Annotated in this window: 15 protein-coding genes; 3 read left to right on the forward strand and 12 right to left on the reverse strand. The window is 50.5% G+C overall.

Annotation, left to right across the window (positions count from 1 at the left end):
- Nucleotides 1-23 precede the first annotated feature (23 nt).
- Both crl and frsA read right to left on the reverse strand, forming a co-directional pair.
- Nucleotides 24-428: a sigma factor-binding protein Crl gene (gene crl, locus PTW35_RS13860; protein ID WP_281025495.1), complete on the reverse strand. Its 405-nt coding sequence runs from the start codon at nucleotides 426-428 to the stop codon at nucleotides 24-26.
- A 102-nt stretch (nucleotides 429-530) separates the two neighbouring features.
- Entirely contained in the window at nucleotides 531-1,793 is a 1,263-nt protein-coding gene (gene frsA / locus PTW35_RS13865; protein ID WP_281025496.1) for an esterase FrsA, read from the reverse strand.
- 272 nt (nucleotides 1,794-2,065) lie between these two features.
- Between frsA and PTW35_RS13870 the strand changes: the two genes are divergently transcribed.
- Complete coding sequence (locus PTW35_RS13870) at nucleotides 2,066-2,362, forward strand: hypothetical protein (RefSeq protein ID WP_281025497.1); 297 nt, start codon at nucleotides 2,066-2,068, stop codon at nucleotides 2,360-2,362.
- A 66-nt stretch (nucleotides 2,363-2,428) separates the two neighbouring features.
- On the opposite strand, the gene gpt is transcribed toward PTW35_RS13870, so the two are convergent.
- Both gpt and PTW35_RS13880 read right to left on the reverse strand, forming a co-directional pair.
- Nucleotides 2,429-2,887: a xanthine phosphoribosyltransferase gene (gene gpt / locus PTW35_RS13875; RefSeq protein ID WP_281025498.1), complete on the reverse strand. Its 459-nt coding sequence runs from the start codon at nucleotides 2,885-2,887 to the stop codon at nucleotides 2,429-2,431.
- 53 nt (nucleotides 2,888-2,940) lie between these two features.
- Nucleotides 2,941-4,230 (reverse strand): NCS2 family permease, encoded by a 1,290-nt coding sequence (locus PTW35_RS13880; RefSeq protein ID WP_281025499.1) that lies wholly within the window; start codon nucleotides 4,228-4,230, stop codon nucleotides 2,941-2,943.
- Nucleotides 4,231-5,306: 1,076 nt separating this feature from the next.
- On the opposite strand from PTW35_RS13880, the gene PTW35_RS13885 reads away from it, so the two are divergent.
- Both PTW35_RS13885 and PTW35_RS13890 read left to right on the forward strand, forming a co-directional pair.
- Nucleotides 5,307-6,950, forward strand: a complete 1,644-nt coding sequence (locus PTW35_RS13885; protein WP_281025500.1) for a methyl-accepting chemotaxis protein — start codon at nucleotides 5,307-5,309, stop codon at nucleotides 6,948-6,950.
- A 132-nt stretch (nucleotides 6,951-7,082) separates the two neighbouring features.
- Entirely contained in the window at nucleotides 7,083-8,543 is a 1,461-nt protein-coding gene (locus tag PTW35_RS13890; RefSeq protein WP_281025501.1) for an aminoacyl-histidine dipeptidase, read from the forward strand.
- A 231-nt stretch (nucleotides 8,544-8,774) separates the two neighbouring features.
- On the opposite strand, the gene dinB is transcribed toward PTW35_RS13890, so the two are convergent.
- From dinB to PTW35_RS13930, 8 genes are all read right to left on the reverse strand, one after another.
- Nucleotides 8,775-9,860, reverse strand: coding sequence for a DNA polymerase IV (dinB, locus tag PTW35_RS13895; RefSeq protein ID WP_281025502.1), 1,086 nt, complete (start codon nucleotides 9,858-9,860; stop codon nucleotides 8,775-8,777).
- A gap of 127 nt (nucleotides 9,861-9,987) precedes the next feature.
- Complete coding sequence (nqrM, locus tag PTW35_RS13900) at nucleotides 9,988-10,209, reverse strand: (Na+)-NQR maturation NqrM (RefSeq protein WP_107350587.1); 222 nt, start codon at nucleotides 10,207-10,209, stop codon at nucleotides 9,988-9,990.
- A gap of 10 nt (nucleotides 10,210-10,219) precedes the next feature.
- The gene (locus tag PTW35_RS13905; protein ID WP_281027514.1) at nucleotides 10,220-11,215 is read right to left on the reverse strand and encodes an FAD:protein FMN transferase; all 996 of its coding nucleotides are present in this window, start codon (nucleotides 11,213-11,215) and stop codon (nucleotides 10,220-10,222) included.
- 165 nt (nucleotides 11,216-11,380) lie between these two features.
- Nucleotides 11,381-12,604 (reverse strand): NADH:ubiquinone reductase (Na(+)-transporting) subunit F, encoded by a 1,224-nt coding sequence (gene nqrF / locus PTW35_RS13910; RefSeq protein WP_281025503.1) that lies wholly within the window; start codon nucleotides 12,602-12,604, stop codon nucleotides 11,381-11,383.
- A gap of 22 nt (nucleotides 12,605-12,626) precedes the next feature.
- Complete coding sequence (gene nqrE / locus PTW35_RS13915) at nucleotides 12,627-13,223, reverse strand: NADH:ubiquinone reductase (Na(+)-transporting) subunit E (RefSeq protein WP_039460611.1); 597 nt, start codon at nucleotides 13,221-13,223, stop codon at nucleotides 12,627-12,629.
- Nucleotides 13,224-13,230: 7 nt separating this feature from the next.
- Nucleotides 13,231-13,863, reverse strand: a complete 633-nt coding sequence (locus PTW35_RS13920; protein ID WP_036831972.1) for an NADH:ubiquinone reductase (Na(+)-transporting) subunit D — start codon at nucleotides 13,861-13,863, stop codon at nucleotides 13,231-13,233.
- Nucleotides 13,856-14,650, reverse strand: coding sequence for a Na(+)-translocating NADH-quinone reductase subunit C (locus PTW35_RS13925; RefSeq protein ID WP_281025504.1), 795 nt, complete (start codon nucleotides 14,648-14,650; stop codon nucleotides 13,856-13,858). The genes PTW35_RS13920 and PTW35_RS13925 overlap by 8 nt, the downstream gene beginning before the upstream one ends.
- Nucleotides 14,640-15,884, reverse strand: a complete 1,245-nt coding sequence (locus PTW35_RS13930; RefSeq protein ID WP_281025505.1) for an NADH:ubiquinone reductase (Na(+)-transporting) subunit B — start codon at nucleotides 15,882-15,884, stop codon at nucleotides 14,640-14,642. Before PTW35_RS13930 ends, PTW35_RS13925 begins: the two co-directional genes overlap by 11 nt.

The following is a 15,884-nucleotide window of genomic DNA, read 5'->3' on the forward strand; positions in this document are numbered from 1 at the left end:
TCATTTAAGCTAAGGCTTGATAATCAGGCAGCACTGCCAAGCTCAGGCTCTTTCAAGACTTTTGAAGGAGATAAAGTCAGTTCAAACTCATCTTGCAACAAACCTTCCAATTTCGGATAAAAATCCTCTAACGTCTGCTGCACAGCTTTCTCATGTTTGGCTGGCACCGGATCAGCCACCCATTCCCCCGCATCGTTATAGCGACCAAAACCGTAATGGTACTCAAACCCTTGCTCATTGGCTTCAATAATGAACCACCACCCCCAGAACTCACGCTCTTCCGGGGCCTTTTTGGCACTGACGCAACTAGACAGGCAGTCAAAGAAAAAGTGGCCTTCCGAGGAAAGAGGCTGACGTAAATAGGGTCCCAGGGCCGTCAGCTTTGTCATCAAACGCCCATGTGGCGGGAAAGTCTTTTCTATCGTCATAATCATCTCCATCCCTAGCAATAATTTACCTCTTCCATTTAAGCCGTAAACCGCTCATTTTGCAACAATTTATTTACAAACAGAGCGGTTTGGTAACTTGGCTCACTCGGCCAGCTTCTCCTTGAGCCAGTCAACCACCGTCGTCATGGCCCGGTGGTAACCGTCGTGCAACGGCTTATCCGGCAAGGTCACCGCCTTGCCCCCCCGGCTCGACATGGCGATAAGTTGATTGTCGAACTCCGAGCAGACGGGATCGCCTTTGAGGCCAATTCCCAGCATCGGCAAATCGATCTTGCGACGGCCCAACAGGCCCTGGTTCTTGAGTGACCACGCCGGAAGGTGTGATACCAGGCTGGTCTTTGAAACACCATTCTTACCTAGCCGTGAGGCGATCATATCAAGATACATGCGAGGCATGGCATCCAGCCGCTTGGCATCGGCCAGGCCACTATGAATGATACCGCCAATACTGACGCAGGTTTTCAGACGGGTTGGCTCAAGGAAGCCGAGTCGAATCGCGGCATTACCGCCAAACCGCAGCCCAAGCATTGCTACCCGGGTATGATCAACCCACGGCACGTCCTTGACCTGCTGCAACAATGCCTGGTGTAGGCGGCTGGTATCTTCGGTCAGGGACCAATGGCTGCTATGGCCGACAGAGGGCATATCCAAAGTGATCATCGCAAAGCCGGCTGGCCCGAAGTATTTCTGGTACAACCGCAGCAAATCCGATTGCAGCATATCCAGACCGCCACTAACGATTACCGTCGGTAGTAGCTTGTCGGTACAGGGCAGATGGATAAACGCCTGGAAGGTCTTGTTCTCGTATTTGACATCAATGGTCCGCATTTGATGCGGCAGGTTATCCATGGCATCCCGGTAAGCCTGATTGGCTTGCAGCTCAGCCTGGGCGGCCAAGTCGTCCCCCTTAAGGTGCGGGTAAGCGCCGATACTGTAATACATACTGGCAGTGATAAGCTGCTCGGCCGCTTTTTCCTTCTCGCCTTGATCCAGCAACGCACGCGCGGCCTTGTGGTACATGGCCCCTGACTGGCACCACTCATAGACCCAGTTTCCGGGCTTGTAGCCGATGACGGTATCAAGCAAATCATCCCGGGTCCGCGGGGCCTCGGAGTGGGCGATCCTCGCCAGAATCGCTTCGAGCTCTATCGGGTCGATTCCCTGCCAGATCCACTGCGGGCGCCGCATCACCCGATACCAACCAGTCTCGGTGTCACCATCGAGTGCACTGTGGATCGGGGAATCGACAACGTTAGCCAACTTCACCAAGCTAGACGTTTCTTTCGAGGTTTGCCTCGGGGCAAAAAGCTTTTCGGAAAGATTGGTTTTGGACGGTTCAGACACGTTCTGCTCCATATCGATAGACACATGCTGATAATACGGACTCGAGCACTTCCGGTTTAATGCGACAACAAGCTATTCCAGTTCGGTCTCAAGCATGTGCTTATACCCGGATGACTCGGGTACATGTTGTTTATTTTGTTAAAGTATACCACCCTACAGATACTTACTGTATGAGCCAGCAGACAAATCCACCAGATGCAGAACCGGGACAGCGGAATTGAAGAAGTCAGCTATGCTTTATGTACCTATCAGTACTTCATACGGTGGTAAGTATGCGATATGTCTTATGCCTTTGTGCTTCGCTTCTCTTTTCTTCATCCGTCCTCGCTTTTGGCAGTGGTGGTTCCTTAGGCGCAAACCCCGGCGAAGCTTCGGGCGCGGTGAATGCCAAGACCCCATTATGCCTCGACGCCTCTGGTGAGCGTATTCCCGATAGCTACCAGATCAAGTATCAGCGCCAATGCGAAATCACTGGCAACACCATGGTTGATATCATCAACTACAACAACTATTACCGCAACAAGCCAAGTGGCGAATCCCTGTCGGATATCAAAACCAAAGCCAGCTAGCCCAGTGATGTTATAGGCATAAAAAAAGGAGCCTCAAGGCTCCTTTTTTACTCGCAGTCAGCGATGTTATTGCTTCGAGATTGGATCAACAAACGTCACTGCCATATCCCATGGCTGCTCGATCCAAGTCTCCTGCGGGATATCAACCACGTAGTCATCAACCAAGTGCTTGCCTGCTGGTTTTGCACATACCGTCACGAATTTCGCTTTAGGGTACATTTGACGGATCATTTCCGCCGTACCGCCAGTGTCCACCAGATCATCGATAACGATGAAGCCTTCACCATCACCTTCAGCTTGCTTCAATACTTTCATCTCACGCTGGTGATCATGGTCGTAGCTTGAGATACATACAGTATCAACATAACGAATACCAAGTTCACGCGCCAAGATTGCTGATGGAACCAGACCACCACGGCTAACGGCAATGATACCTTTCCACTGATCGGCAGGAAGCAATTTCTCTGCTAGCTGGCGGGTATACATTTGCATGTTGTCCCAAGTGATGATGAACTTATTACTCATATCCGATGAACCTCTGAGTCAGCAGAAAAACTGCTGTATGTATTTATTTACTGTTATAGAAAAATAATCTTAGCAACGAACAGGGCAGCAATGACCCAAACGCTGATATTTACATCGCGACCTTTGCCACTCATTGTTTTGACGGCAGCGTAGGTGATAAAGCCAAGGCCAATACCTTCAGCGATGGAGTATGTTAACGGCATCAGTAGGCAAACTACAACTACTGGTGCTGCTTCTGTTAAGTCGCGCCAATCAACACTCACCAATCCCGACATCATCAGGATGGCGACATAGAACAGGGCGCCTGCTGTCGCATAGGCAGGCACCATACCTGCTAGCGGCGCAAAGAACAATGCCAACAGGAACAAAACGCCAACCGTCACAGCAGTAAGGCCGGTACGGCCGCCGACAGCCACCCCCGATACGCTCTCAACGTAAGAGGTCGTGTTCGATGTACCCAATACCGCCCCCACTGAAGTCGCCGTACTGTCGGCCAATAGCGCACGGTTCAGACGAGGTAGCTTACCGTCTTTGTCGATCAGCTCTGCTTTGGTTGCGACACCGACCAAGGTGCCCGCAGTGTCGAACAGGTCGACGAACAAGAAGGCAAAGACAACTGAGATCAAGCCTACTTCCAATGCGCCCGAGAAATCCATCTGCATAAACGTCGGGGCAATGCTCGGTGGTGCCGACACAATACCGGCATAACTCACTTCGCCCACCAGCACACTGATTGCGGTGACCGCCAGAATGGCAATCAGAACCGCCGCTTTGTAACCACGGTGTACTAAAGCAATGGTCAGGAAGAAGCCCAGTGACGCCATTGCAGCCGGGAAGCTAGTGAAATCGCCAACCTGCACCAGAGTCGCAGGGTTATCAACGACAATACCTGAGCTTTGCAGGGCGATAAACGCCAGGAACAAACCAATACCCGCCGAGATCCCAATACGAAGCGCATGAGGAATTGAGTTGATAATCCACTCACGCACCTTCAGCACACTCAGGGCAATAAAACACAGGCCAGACAAGAATACCGCCGCAAGCGCAACCTGCCACGTGTGGCCCATTCCCAACACCACACCGTAGGTGAAGAAGGCATTCAAGCCCATACCCGGCGCTTGGGCAACCGGATAGTTGGCCACAAAGCCCATAATGAAACAGCCAACAACCGCGGCCAGACAGGTTGCCACGAAAACGGCACCTTGATCCATACCGGTTGCCGACAACATAGACGGGTTTACAAAAATGATGTAAGCCATCGTCAGGAAAGTAGTCAGACCTGCTAGCAGCTCAGTGCGAACATCTGTACCGTGCTCTTTGAGTTTAAAAAGTTTCTCAAGCATTGCTCTCGATTCCTTGGAGATATTAAGCAATTTGGTTTATGGGATGAGCCGAACCTGCTTCTCGGTTTCCACACATCACGAACAATCTGGAAATAGAAAACGATTGCGTTCCTATTTTGGAGGGCGATTATATGCTCGATAATTGCCAATTTCCAGTAAATAACGCAATTATCAGCAGCGAAGCCAAATAACAGGGTAAAAAACCAACCACCCTTACACACCAAGATAAAATACACTTAAAAAACATTAACTTAAAATTTTAACAGCGTGGTTACATTTTAGCCTGTTGATATTTTTCCCCTATGCGCAAACGTTAATATCGAGCATCAAACTGTATTAATTAACAGTCAACACAAAATGTAATCGAATACAGCCCAAGGAGCTTAAACAAAGATAAGATCACAGCTTGGGTTGGGCGCAAAGTAAGGAGGAGGAGAGCGAACAGCAAGACAAAAAAAAACGCCACTCCAACTGGAAGTGGCGTCAAGAATGTTACTATAAACCGAAATGCGGTTTTAAGAGATTCTTAAACAAAGGGGGTGAACAAAAAATTGACCACTCAGATCCGCCCGGCAATGTAGAAAACCAGGCAAGATGCAAGAATTAGTAGCCGAACGAGCTTGGGTATTTAAAATTACCAGTGTAAACCGCGCGGTTATTCCAAAATTTATTTACAGATTCAAATACTTTCATTTTATCACCTTAACTATTAAGCAATTAGTACACACGTTATTCGTGTTTGGCCGTCTCGGCCTGACTTAAACTCGGTTCCTTGGAGGCGATATCTCGGGCTCATCCTAGAGCAAAATTTTATGTCGTTCGTCTTCATTCAGAAGATGGTGAAACTATACCCTCGCCGTAATAAACTTTCAAGCATTTTCTTTAACTCCGTCACACTTTTGCCGTTATTGAGTGTTCTAACAACAAATCTTGTAATTTAGTTACACGGGGCAAGGTCGCATTTTCACCATTTTGCGACCAAAGTGTAACCTTTACCCCCTTGAACCACCACATAGTTACAACATATCTTATTCAACCATGTGCAAGGCTAAAACAACAAAGGAATGAGGGATAACATGGCGGCATTTCCACTACTCAGAAAAGTGTCTATTGGTAAGCGATTATACTTGCTGAGCTTTATCGTTACTGTGTTGACTCTCCTGCCGCTGGCGTTGTTTATTGCCAACTACCAAACCAACATCATGGAACAGAAAAGGGTTAAGACTCGCCACTTGGTTGAAAGTGCCCACAGCCTACTCGGCTATTACCATTCCCTGGAACAACAAGGCTCCCTGACCCAAGCACAAGCCCAAGAACAAGCTATTGATGCACTTGCCGCCTTGCGTTACGAACAAACTGATTATTTCTGGATTAACGACATGGCACCCGCCATGGTCATGCACCCTTTCAAACCCGCACTCAACGGACAGCGTTTGGATACCTTTACCGATCCCAATGGCACTGCCCTGTTTGTCAAAATGGCCAATATCGTCCGCCAGCAGGGACAAGGGTTTGTCGACTACTATTGGGAGAAGCCAGGCTTTAGTACCCCTGTCGAGAAAATCTCTTTCGTGAAAGGCTTTGCCCCTTGGGGGTGGATTGTCGGCTCGGGGATCTACGTTGATGATGTCACTGCCCTATTCCTCAGTGAGCTCCAGCAATTTAGCGTGTTCCTGCTCAGCGCCTTAGCACTCAGTGCGTTACTGGCTTGGGTGATCACCCGCTCCATCACGATTCCCTGCCACGAGACGGCCTGCGCCATGCGTGACATCGCCGAGGGCGACGGTGATTTGACCCAGCGACTCCCCTGCCAAGGGGATGACGAACTCAGTCAGCTAGCCCGATCGTTCAACACTTTTTCTGGCCATTTGTCCGATATGTTGCGAGACATTGCTCCGATCAGCGATCAAATCAGTGCAGCAGCAAGCCAGCTCAACAGTGTCGCCACCCAGACGGCAGGTAGCGCCAACCAAGCTTATCGCGGTATCGACAATGTGGCCGCCGCCATGAACCAGCTCCATACCAATAACCAAGACATCGCCCAGTCGGCGCAGCAAGCAGCCGACGCTGCAGAGCAAGCCCAGCATTACAGCACCAACAGCATCGCCGTTGTATCGAATTCTGCGAAAGAGATGCACGCATTACTCACCTTGCTTGATGAGGCCAATGACAGTGCCCATGCACTGGAAAGCGACTCACAAACCATAGGATCAGTACTGGATGTTATCCGCGGAATTGCCGAGCAGACCAACCTGCTAGCCCTCAACGCAGCCATCGAGGCAGCCCGTGCGGGAGAGCAAGGCCGTGGCTTTGCTGTTGTTGCCGATGAGGTCCGTACTCTTGCCACGAGGACCCAATCGAGCACCAATGAAATTGAAACCATCATTGCCAGCCTCCAAGACAAAGCTGGCAGTGTGAGCGGGGCACTGGTCAAAACCCGGGAGCAATCGTCCAGTACCGCCGAGCATGCCGATGAGGTAGCCCAAACCCTATCGGCAATCGGTCAGCAGGTCTCCACAATCTTAACGCTGAACCAGCATATTGCCGAGGCTAGCGATCAACAGTCACAGGCAGCAGAAGCCATTAACCAGACCCTGCACCAGCTCACCGAACATAGCCATCAGACGGCCGAACACGGGGATCATATTGCTGCCGCCAGCACCCAACTGCTGGCCAGTGGGGAGAGCCTCGAGAGCCATATCAGCCACTTTAAGATTTAGCTGTTACCGTTTCAGGCACAGTGGTATCCTTGAGGTTAACCGCGATAGTTAATTGTTCTGAATAACTTTGCAATATAGTTAATTTCCCGCTAACTCATCGCCTATAACCAAAAGTTTATAAAGGAGACTGCTGTGTCAGAAATCAGTCAACTGTCACCTCAGCCAGTGTGGCAATTCTTCGATCAAATCTGCTCAATCCCGCACCCATCCAAACATGAAGAAGCGCTAGCCCAGCACATCATTCAGTTTGCCCAAGACGAGGGCCTAGACGTGCGCCGTGATGCCGTGGGTAACGTCTTCATCAAAAAACCTGCGACGCCAGGTATGGAAGATCGCAAGGGTGTTGTTCTTCAGGCCCACATCGATATGGTGCCGCAGAAGAACGAAGATACCGACCATGATTTCCTGACCGACCCTATCCAGCCGTATATCGACGGTGAGTGGGTAACCGCAAAAGGGACCACCCTAGGTGCTGACAACGGCATGGGGATGGCAGCTTGCCTTGCAGTACTGGCATCGAAAGATATCGAGCACGGCCCACTGGAAGTGCTGCTGACCATTGATGAAGAAGCCGGTATGACGGGCGCCTTCGGCCTAGACGAAGGCTGGCTTGAAGGCGATATCCTGCTCAACACCGACTCAGAGCAAGAAGGTGAAGTCTACATGGGCTGTGCAGGCGGTGTAGATGGTTCACTGGTTGTGGAGATCCAGCGCGAAGCAACACCTGCGGACTACCAAGCCGTTAAACTTGTCGTTAAAGGCCTGAAAGGCGGCCACTCTGGCTGTGATATCCACACAGGCCGAGGCAATGCCAACAAGATTCTGGGCCGCTTCCTATTTGGCCATGCCGAAGAGCTTGGTTTGCGTCTGACCTCACTAACGGGCGGTAGCCTGCGTAACGCTATTCCACGAGAAGCGAGCGCTGTCGTTACCCTGCCAGCAGAGAACGTGGACAAGCTTAACGAGCTATTCGCTTACTACCAAGACCTGCTTGTGGCTGAGCTTGGCCGTGTCGAAACGGACATCAATCTGTTTACTGAGGCAACAGAGCTACCAGCTGATGTATTGGTAGCCGCTGACCAGCAGCGCTTCATCAACATGCTGAACGCAACACCTAACGGTGTGATCCGCATGAGTGATGACATCGAAGGTGTGGTTGAAACCTCACTGAACGTCGGTGTGATCACCACAGAAGCTGACAAAATCACGGTACTATGCCTGATCCGCTCGCTGATCGACTCAGGCCGCAGCAATGTCGAAGGCATGCTCAAAGCCGTTGCTTCGCTAGCGGGTGCAAGCTGTGCGTTCTCCGGTACCTACCCGGGCTGGAAACCAGACGCTGACTCTGAAGTCATGCACCTGTTCCGCGAAACGTACGAGAGCATCTACGGCCGCGTACCGAATATCATGGTGATCCACGCCGGTCTTGAGTGTGGCCTGTTCAAGAAACCATACCCGAACATGGATATGATCTCTTTCGGTCCGACGATCAAGTTCCCGCATTCGCCGGACGAAAAAGTCCAGATCGACACCGTTGCCCTGTTCTGGGAGCAAATGGTTGCGATCCTGAAGAATATTCCGGTGAAAGGTTAGTCCACTTAACCTAACACGACAAAAGCAGGCTTCGGCCTGCTTTTTTGATCGCGAAATCGGTCCTGGGTCCTGGGTCCTGGGTCCTGGGTCCTGGGTCCTGGGTCCTGGGTCCTGGGTCCTGGGTCCTGGGTCCTGCAAAAGCGTTTTCTAATAGCTATACGAAATAAAGTACTTCGCTCTTATTTTTTGCTCTTCCGAGGGCCTCGTACCCGCTTTTCCTAGGGCCCGCCCTTAAAACAACGATAGCTGCTGCGCCCGGGTGCCAAGCTCCAAACCGACACTGATCCCTATCAAGCGGATTTCCCTGTCTTGCTGACGGGTCAGGGCCTCTTTCAGGAGGCCCTCGAACTGGGCCTTGTCCAACTTCGGCTGAGTATGCTCCACCGTGGTTTGCTGGAAGTCAGCGAATTTCACCTTCACGCCCTGCTTGGCAATATTGAGCTCGGGACGGACCCGCTTGAGCCGCTTTTCCAATTCGGGAAACAAACGCTCGATCACCTCCCAGCACTGCTCATAAGTGCTGATATTTTGTGAGAACGTCCGCTCTACCCCGACCGACTTGCGCTCCCTTTCCACTACCACTTCACGCTCGTCGATTCCGTGGGCCCGCGACCATAGAGACTGACCGAACTTACCGAACTGCTGCAACAGTAGATGCCTGTCGTATTGCTGCACATCCTTACCAACATAGAGACCTTTATCATGGAGCTTCTGGATCGTTACCTTGCCGACACCGGGTATTTTCTCAAGCTTCAAATCCGCCACGAAGGCGGGGATCTGATCGGGCGTCACCACATACTGACCATCCGGCTTGTTGAGATCCGACGCTATCTTGGCGATGAATTTGACCGGGGCTATCCCGGCAGACGCCGTCAGGTTCAGCTCTTCGCGAATAGCCCGGCGGATATCTTCGGCGATCAGCGTGGCCGAGCCATGGCACAACTCACAGTCGGTGACATCCAAGTAGGCTTCATCAAGGGAAAGTGGTTCGATCTTATCGGTATAACGCTGGAAGATCTCACGGATCTGGCCCGAGACTTCTTTGTAAACACCCATTCGGCCGGAAACCAGGGTCAGGTGGGGGCAAAGCTGCATCGCCCTGCCTGTCGGCATGGCCGAGCGTACGCCGTATTTACGTGCCAGGTAATTACAGGTACTGATCACCCCACGCTGCTCGGATCGGCCACCGATCGCAATGGGGATATCGCGCAGCTCAGGGTTATCACGCATCTCTACCGCCGCGAAAAAACAGTCCATATCAACATGGATGATCTTCTTCTGTGCCTTATCTGGCTTGGGGGGGGACAACAGAGACATGCGCGCTAATACCTGGTTACTGTTTTTTTATACAGTAATATTATAGAGGCAAGGGCTTGTACTGTGAAGCCTAACAAAAAGCCCGGCAGTGCCGGGCTTGGAAGTCGATGAGCTTGATGCACGCTGATCAGATGATCTGGTTTTTCTTCCATTCTGCCGCGCGAGCTTCACGGGCCTCGCGCTTCAGGCGGGCATCACACGGCTCCGGGCAATCACACTCTTTGGCAATACCGATACCGTCAAGGCCGCCACAGCTGCCGCTCACGCTTTTGCGCTGGAAGATATAACCGACAGCCATCGCCGCGATGACCAGCAAAAACACAGCAAAGGTAGTTACATAGATTACCATTGTTCAATCTCTACTTTTGTTTCAGATAAGGGGCAAAAGCATCCGAGGTATATTCCTTGAAGCCTTGCTCTGTTTTCACAACCAATAGCAACGGGATTTGCTCTTGGTTGGCCAATGCCAGTGCTTTTTCCTCACCCATCACAGAAAACGCCGTCGCTAGGGCATCCGAGGTCATGCTTGATGGGTGCAGCACTGTTACCGATACCACATGGTTGGAAATCGGCATGCCGCTGTTTGGATCAATCAGATGCGAGTAACGTACGCCATCTTCTTCGAAGTAGTTGCGGTAATCACCCGAAGTTGCAACCGCCATGTCACCCGGCTCTATCACTTCCTGGATAGCACGGCTGCCGTCTTCGGTTGGCTTTTCGATCGCGATGCGCCAAGGCACACCCTCCAAGTTATTACCTTTCAAGCTCAGCTCGCCACCGATCTCAACCAGGTAATCCGCCACGCCTAGATCATCAAAGTAATCGGCGACCACGTCAACCCCAAATCCCTTGGCAATCGAGGACAGATCGACATACAGCTCCGGAATATCCTTGATCAGGGTGTTGCCGTCCACACTTAGGTGGTGAATACCCACTATCTTGCGGCGCTCTGCCAGCTCTTGCTCGGTCGGTGTTTTCTCCGGGCGTGCTTCTGGGCCGAAGCTCCAAAGGTTGACGATTGGCCCAACCGTTACATCCAGTGCACCGTCAGTCAGCTTGGCGAGACGAATAGCCTCTGTCACGACCTTGGCGGTGTCGGCCGAAACCTCGAACGGTTCGGTCAAGCGGGACTGGTTAAATTGGCTGAGCTCGGAATGCTTACGGTACGTCGACATCTGGTCGTTAACCAGCTCCAGTCGACGGTCAATTTCTGCCTGAATATCCGTGGCAGAGGGTAAGCCTTCCTGCTTAATCAACTTAATTGAATAGTAGGTTCCCATGGTCGAGCCGTTCAGGTGGATCATCTCACGCTGATCACTACAGGCCGAAAGGGTAAAAACCAACGCAAGCATCATCAATGCGCGGTGTAGCAATGTCTTCATCCAACTACTCCCCAAATGAAAGACAGTCATTTTTGTCATGCAAGCTAATAACCTTAAACTGCATGCCGTTATTATGTGCTTATTACGAAAAAAGGCTGACCCCAAGTGGGATCAGCCAGTTTTTCAGTGTGCAGCTAATTAGCCACCGAAGTCATCCAGTAGGATGTTTTCGTCTTCAACACCAAGATCTTTCAGCATGCCGATAACAGCTGCGTTCATCATTGGTGGACCACACATGTAGTACTCACAATCTTCAGGTGCTTCGTGATCTTTCAGGTAGTTCTCGTAGATCACGTTGTGAATGAAGCCTGTGTAACCATCCCAGTTATCTTCTGGTAGTGGATCAGACAGCGCAACATGCCACTCGAAGTTGTCGTTATCAGCCGCTAGCGTATCGAAATCTTCTACGTAGAACATTTCACGCTTAGAACGCGCACCGTACCAGTAAGTCATCTTACGCTTCGATTTCAGGCGTAGAAGCTGGTCGAAGATGTGCGAACGCATTGGTGCCATACCAGCACCACCACCGATGAAGACCATTTCATTGTCAGTTTCTTTCGCGAAGAACTCACCGAATGGACCAGAGATAGTACACTTGTCACCAGCCTTAAGCGACCAGATGTATGATGACATTACGCCAGGTGGTACATCTGGGTTGTTAGGCGGCGGCGTAGCAATACGCACGTTCAGCTTAATCAGACCTTTCTCTTCTGGGTATGACGCCATAGAGTATGCACGGATTGAGTGCTCTTTCACGATAGACTCGTAGCGGAACAGGTTGAACTTGTCCCAGTCTTCACGGTATTCCTCAGGAATATCGAAATCAGAGTACTTAATGTGGTGCGGTTCAGCTTCGATCTGGATGTAACCACCCGCGCGGAACGGTACTTCTTCGCCCTCAGGGATCTGAAGCACAAGCTCTTTGATGAAGGTTGCTTCGTTATCGTTAGAGATAACGGTACATTCCCACTTCTTAACGCCGAAGATTTCTTCTGGAAGCTCGATGTCCATGTCAGTTTTAACGTTAACCTGACACGCTAGACGCTCGCCTTCACGCGCTTCACCTTTAGTGATGTGGTCAAGCTCTGTTGGCAGGATATCGCCGCCACCAGATTTTACCTTCACGCGGCACTGGCCACATGAACCACCACCACCACAAGCAGATGATACGAAGATACCATTTGCTGATAGAGCATTTAGCAGTTTGCTACCGGCAGCGGTTTTAATCGCTTTTTCCGGATCGCCATTTACTGAGATAGTAATGTCACCTGATGGTACTAGCTTAGATTTAGCGAATAGGATCACTAGAACTAGAGCCAGGATAATCAGGGTGAACATGACTACGCCAAGAATAATATCCATTGATTATTCCTTATTATCCTGATTACAGCTGAACGCCGGAGAAGGACATGAAGCCCAACGCCATTAGACCAACGGTGATGAATGTAATACCTAGGCCGCGAAGACCAGGAGGTACGTCTGAATATTTCATCTTCTCACGGATACCCGCAAGAGCAACGATTGCTAGCATCCAACCGATACCAGAACCAAGACCGTATACTACAGATTCAGCAAAGTTATAATCACGCTGTACCATGAAAGATACACCACCGAAGATCGCACAGTTTACGGTGATCAATGGTAGGAAAATACCTAGCGCGTTATATAGCGGCGGGAAGAAGCGGTCCAGAACCATTTCCAGGATCTGTACCAGTGCCGCGATAACACCGATGAACGTAATGAAGTTCAGGAAGCTAAGGTCAACACCTGAAACAATGGCGCCGTCTTTTAGCAGTAGGTTGTAGATCAGGTTGTTCACAGGAACAGCGATCGTTAGTACAACGATTACCGCTACACCCAGACCGAAAGAAGTTTTCACTTTTTTCGATACGGCTAGGAATGTACACATACCTAGGAAGAACGACAGTGCCAAGTTCTCGATAAAGATCGAACGAACCAGAAGGCTTAGATAATGTTCCATGTTCCCCTTACTCCTTCGCTTCGATTTGTTCTGGACGGATGATACGGATAGCCCAGATCATGAAACCAATCAGGAAGAACGCTGATGGTGCTAGGATCATCATACCGTTTGGCTGGTACCAACCACCGTCAGACACTAGCGGCAGGATTTCCACACCAAATAGTTTGCCTGAACCGAATAGTTCACGGAAGAAAGCTACAGTGATAAGTACGAAGCCGTAACCAAGACCGTTACCAATACCGTCTACAAGAGATGGTAGAGGCTCAGACTTCATTGCGTATGCTTCAGCACGACCCATAACGATACAGTTCGTGATGATCAGACCAACGAATACAGAAAGCTGCTTAGAGATATCGTAAACAAAGGCTTTCAGTACCTGGTCTACCACGATTACCAACGATGCGATGATCGCCATCTGTACGATGATACGTACGCTGTTTGGAATGTGGTTACGGATCAGAGATACGAACAAGTTAGAGAATGCACAAACGAATGTTACCGCTAGGGTCATTACGAATGCCGTCTCTAGTTTGGTTGTTACTGCAAGCGCAGAACAAACACCAAGAATCTGAAGCGCGATCGGGTTGTTGTCGATAAACGGCGCAAACAGAATCTTCTTCATTTCTTTAGTATCAGCCATTGTTTAGGCCTCCTTCACGAACTTTAGCCAGGAATGGACCAAAGCCCATGTCACCCAACCAGAAGTCGAAGGTGTGCTGAACACCATTTGCAGTTAGGGTTGCACCAGACAGACCATCTACACCGTGGATGTCACCTTCAGGTGCACCGCCTTTAACGACGCGGATAGCTGGCTTGTTGTTGCTGTCGAACAGTTCTTTACCAACGAACTGTGCACGCCAGTTCGGGTTCTCGATCTCACCACCAAGTCCAGGAGTTTCACCCTGCTCGTAGTATGTGATACCCGCAAGCGTGTTGCCGTCAGTTTCTACCGCGATGAATGCGTACATCATTGACCACAGACCACCACCGTGTACCGGCAGGATCAGTTTCTCAACGTTGTCGTTCGCATCTTTCACTAGGTAAACTGTTGCAACGTTTGCACGACGAATGATCTTCGCTAGGTCTTGCTCACCAGTTAGGCGGATAGACTGAGCTGGATCTTTCGCTGCGTCACGCTGACTGTACTCAGATGCAGTTACACCTTCTTCAGTCTGCTCAACGAACTCACCGGTTTCCAGGTTAACAAGCTTAGGCTCGATGAACTGGTCGTAAGCTTCAGTGATGTTGGTGCCATCTTGCAGAAGGCCCGCTACTGAAAGGATGTTGCGCTGAACATCAAGCACAGCATTTTTCTGCTGTAGTGGACGCAGAGCAACCGCTGCTGCTGATACCACGATTGAGCACACTAGGCTCAGTGCGATAACAACAATTAGCGTCTTTTTAATGCTATCGTTATTACTTGACATGACGAGCTAGTCTCCGCTTGATGTTGCCCTGAACTACTAGGTTGTCAAATAGAGGTGCGAATAGGTTAGCAAATAGGATTGCTAGCATCATACCTTCTGGGTACGCAGGGTTAACCACACGAACCATAACAGCCATTGCACCGATTAGTGCGCCGTACCACCACTTACCTTTGTTGGTAAATGCCGCAGACACTGGGTCGGTCGCCATGAACATCATACCGAATGCGAAGCCACCTAGAACTAGGTGCCAGTGCCATGGCATGCTGAACATTGCGTTGGTGTCAGAACCGATAATGTTGAATAGCGTCGCTGTCGCGATCATACCGATCATAGTACCCGCGATGATGCGCCATGAAGCGATGCCCATGAACACGATCATTGCGCCACCAAGGATGATAGCTAGGGTTGAAACTTCACCGATAGAACCAGGGATACGGCCGATGAACGCGTCCATCCAGCTGATAGTATCGCCAGTCACAGTATTGATCACTGCCGCCTGACCACCGTGTGCCCACTGGCTTAGTGCTGTTGCACCAGAGAAGCCATCTGCCGCGGTCCATACTAGATCACCAGAGATCTGAGCTGGGTATGCGAAGAACAGGAACGCACGACCTGCCAATGCAGGGTTAAGGAAGTTACGACCAGTACCACCGAAGATTTCTTTAGCAACAACAACACCGAAGGTAATACCCAGAGCTGCCTGCCATAGTGGTAGTGTTGGCGGTACGATCAGTGCGAAAAGGATCGAGGTTACGAAGAAACCTTCGTTAACTTCGTGCTTACGCACCATACAGAATAGGACTTCCCAGAAACCACCTACTGCAAATACAACAGCATAAATAGGTAGGAAGTAGGTCGCACCCAGTAGCATTTTGCTACCCCAGCCAGCATCTGCTGACATAGTGCCGCCTAGCATTTCTGTTAGCCAGTAGTGCCAGTCGCCAGCAACGATAGTTGCCAGTTGCTCACCCACGTAAAGGTGGTTAAGCGCTGCGATAGCTTGGTGACCGGTGTTGTACATACCCCAGAACATTGCTGGGAAAACCGCAAACCACACCATGATCATGATGCGTTTTAGGTCAACGCTATCACGAACGTGTGCGCTTGTACGGGTTACCTGACCCGGTGTGTACATCAAAGTTGCAAACGCTTCATAAAGCGCAAACCACTTCTCGTGCTTACCACCCGGCTCAAAATGGTGTTCAACCTGCTCGAGTAAATTCTTGAGGCTCAT

This window comes from Photobacterium sp. DA100 (assembly GCF_029223585.1).
In the GTDB taxonomy this organism is placed as follows: Bacteria; Pseudomonadota; Gammaproteobacteria; order Enterobacterales; family Vibrionaceae; genus Photobacterium.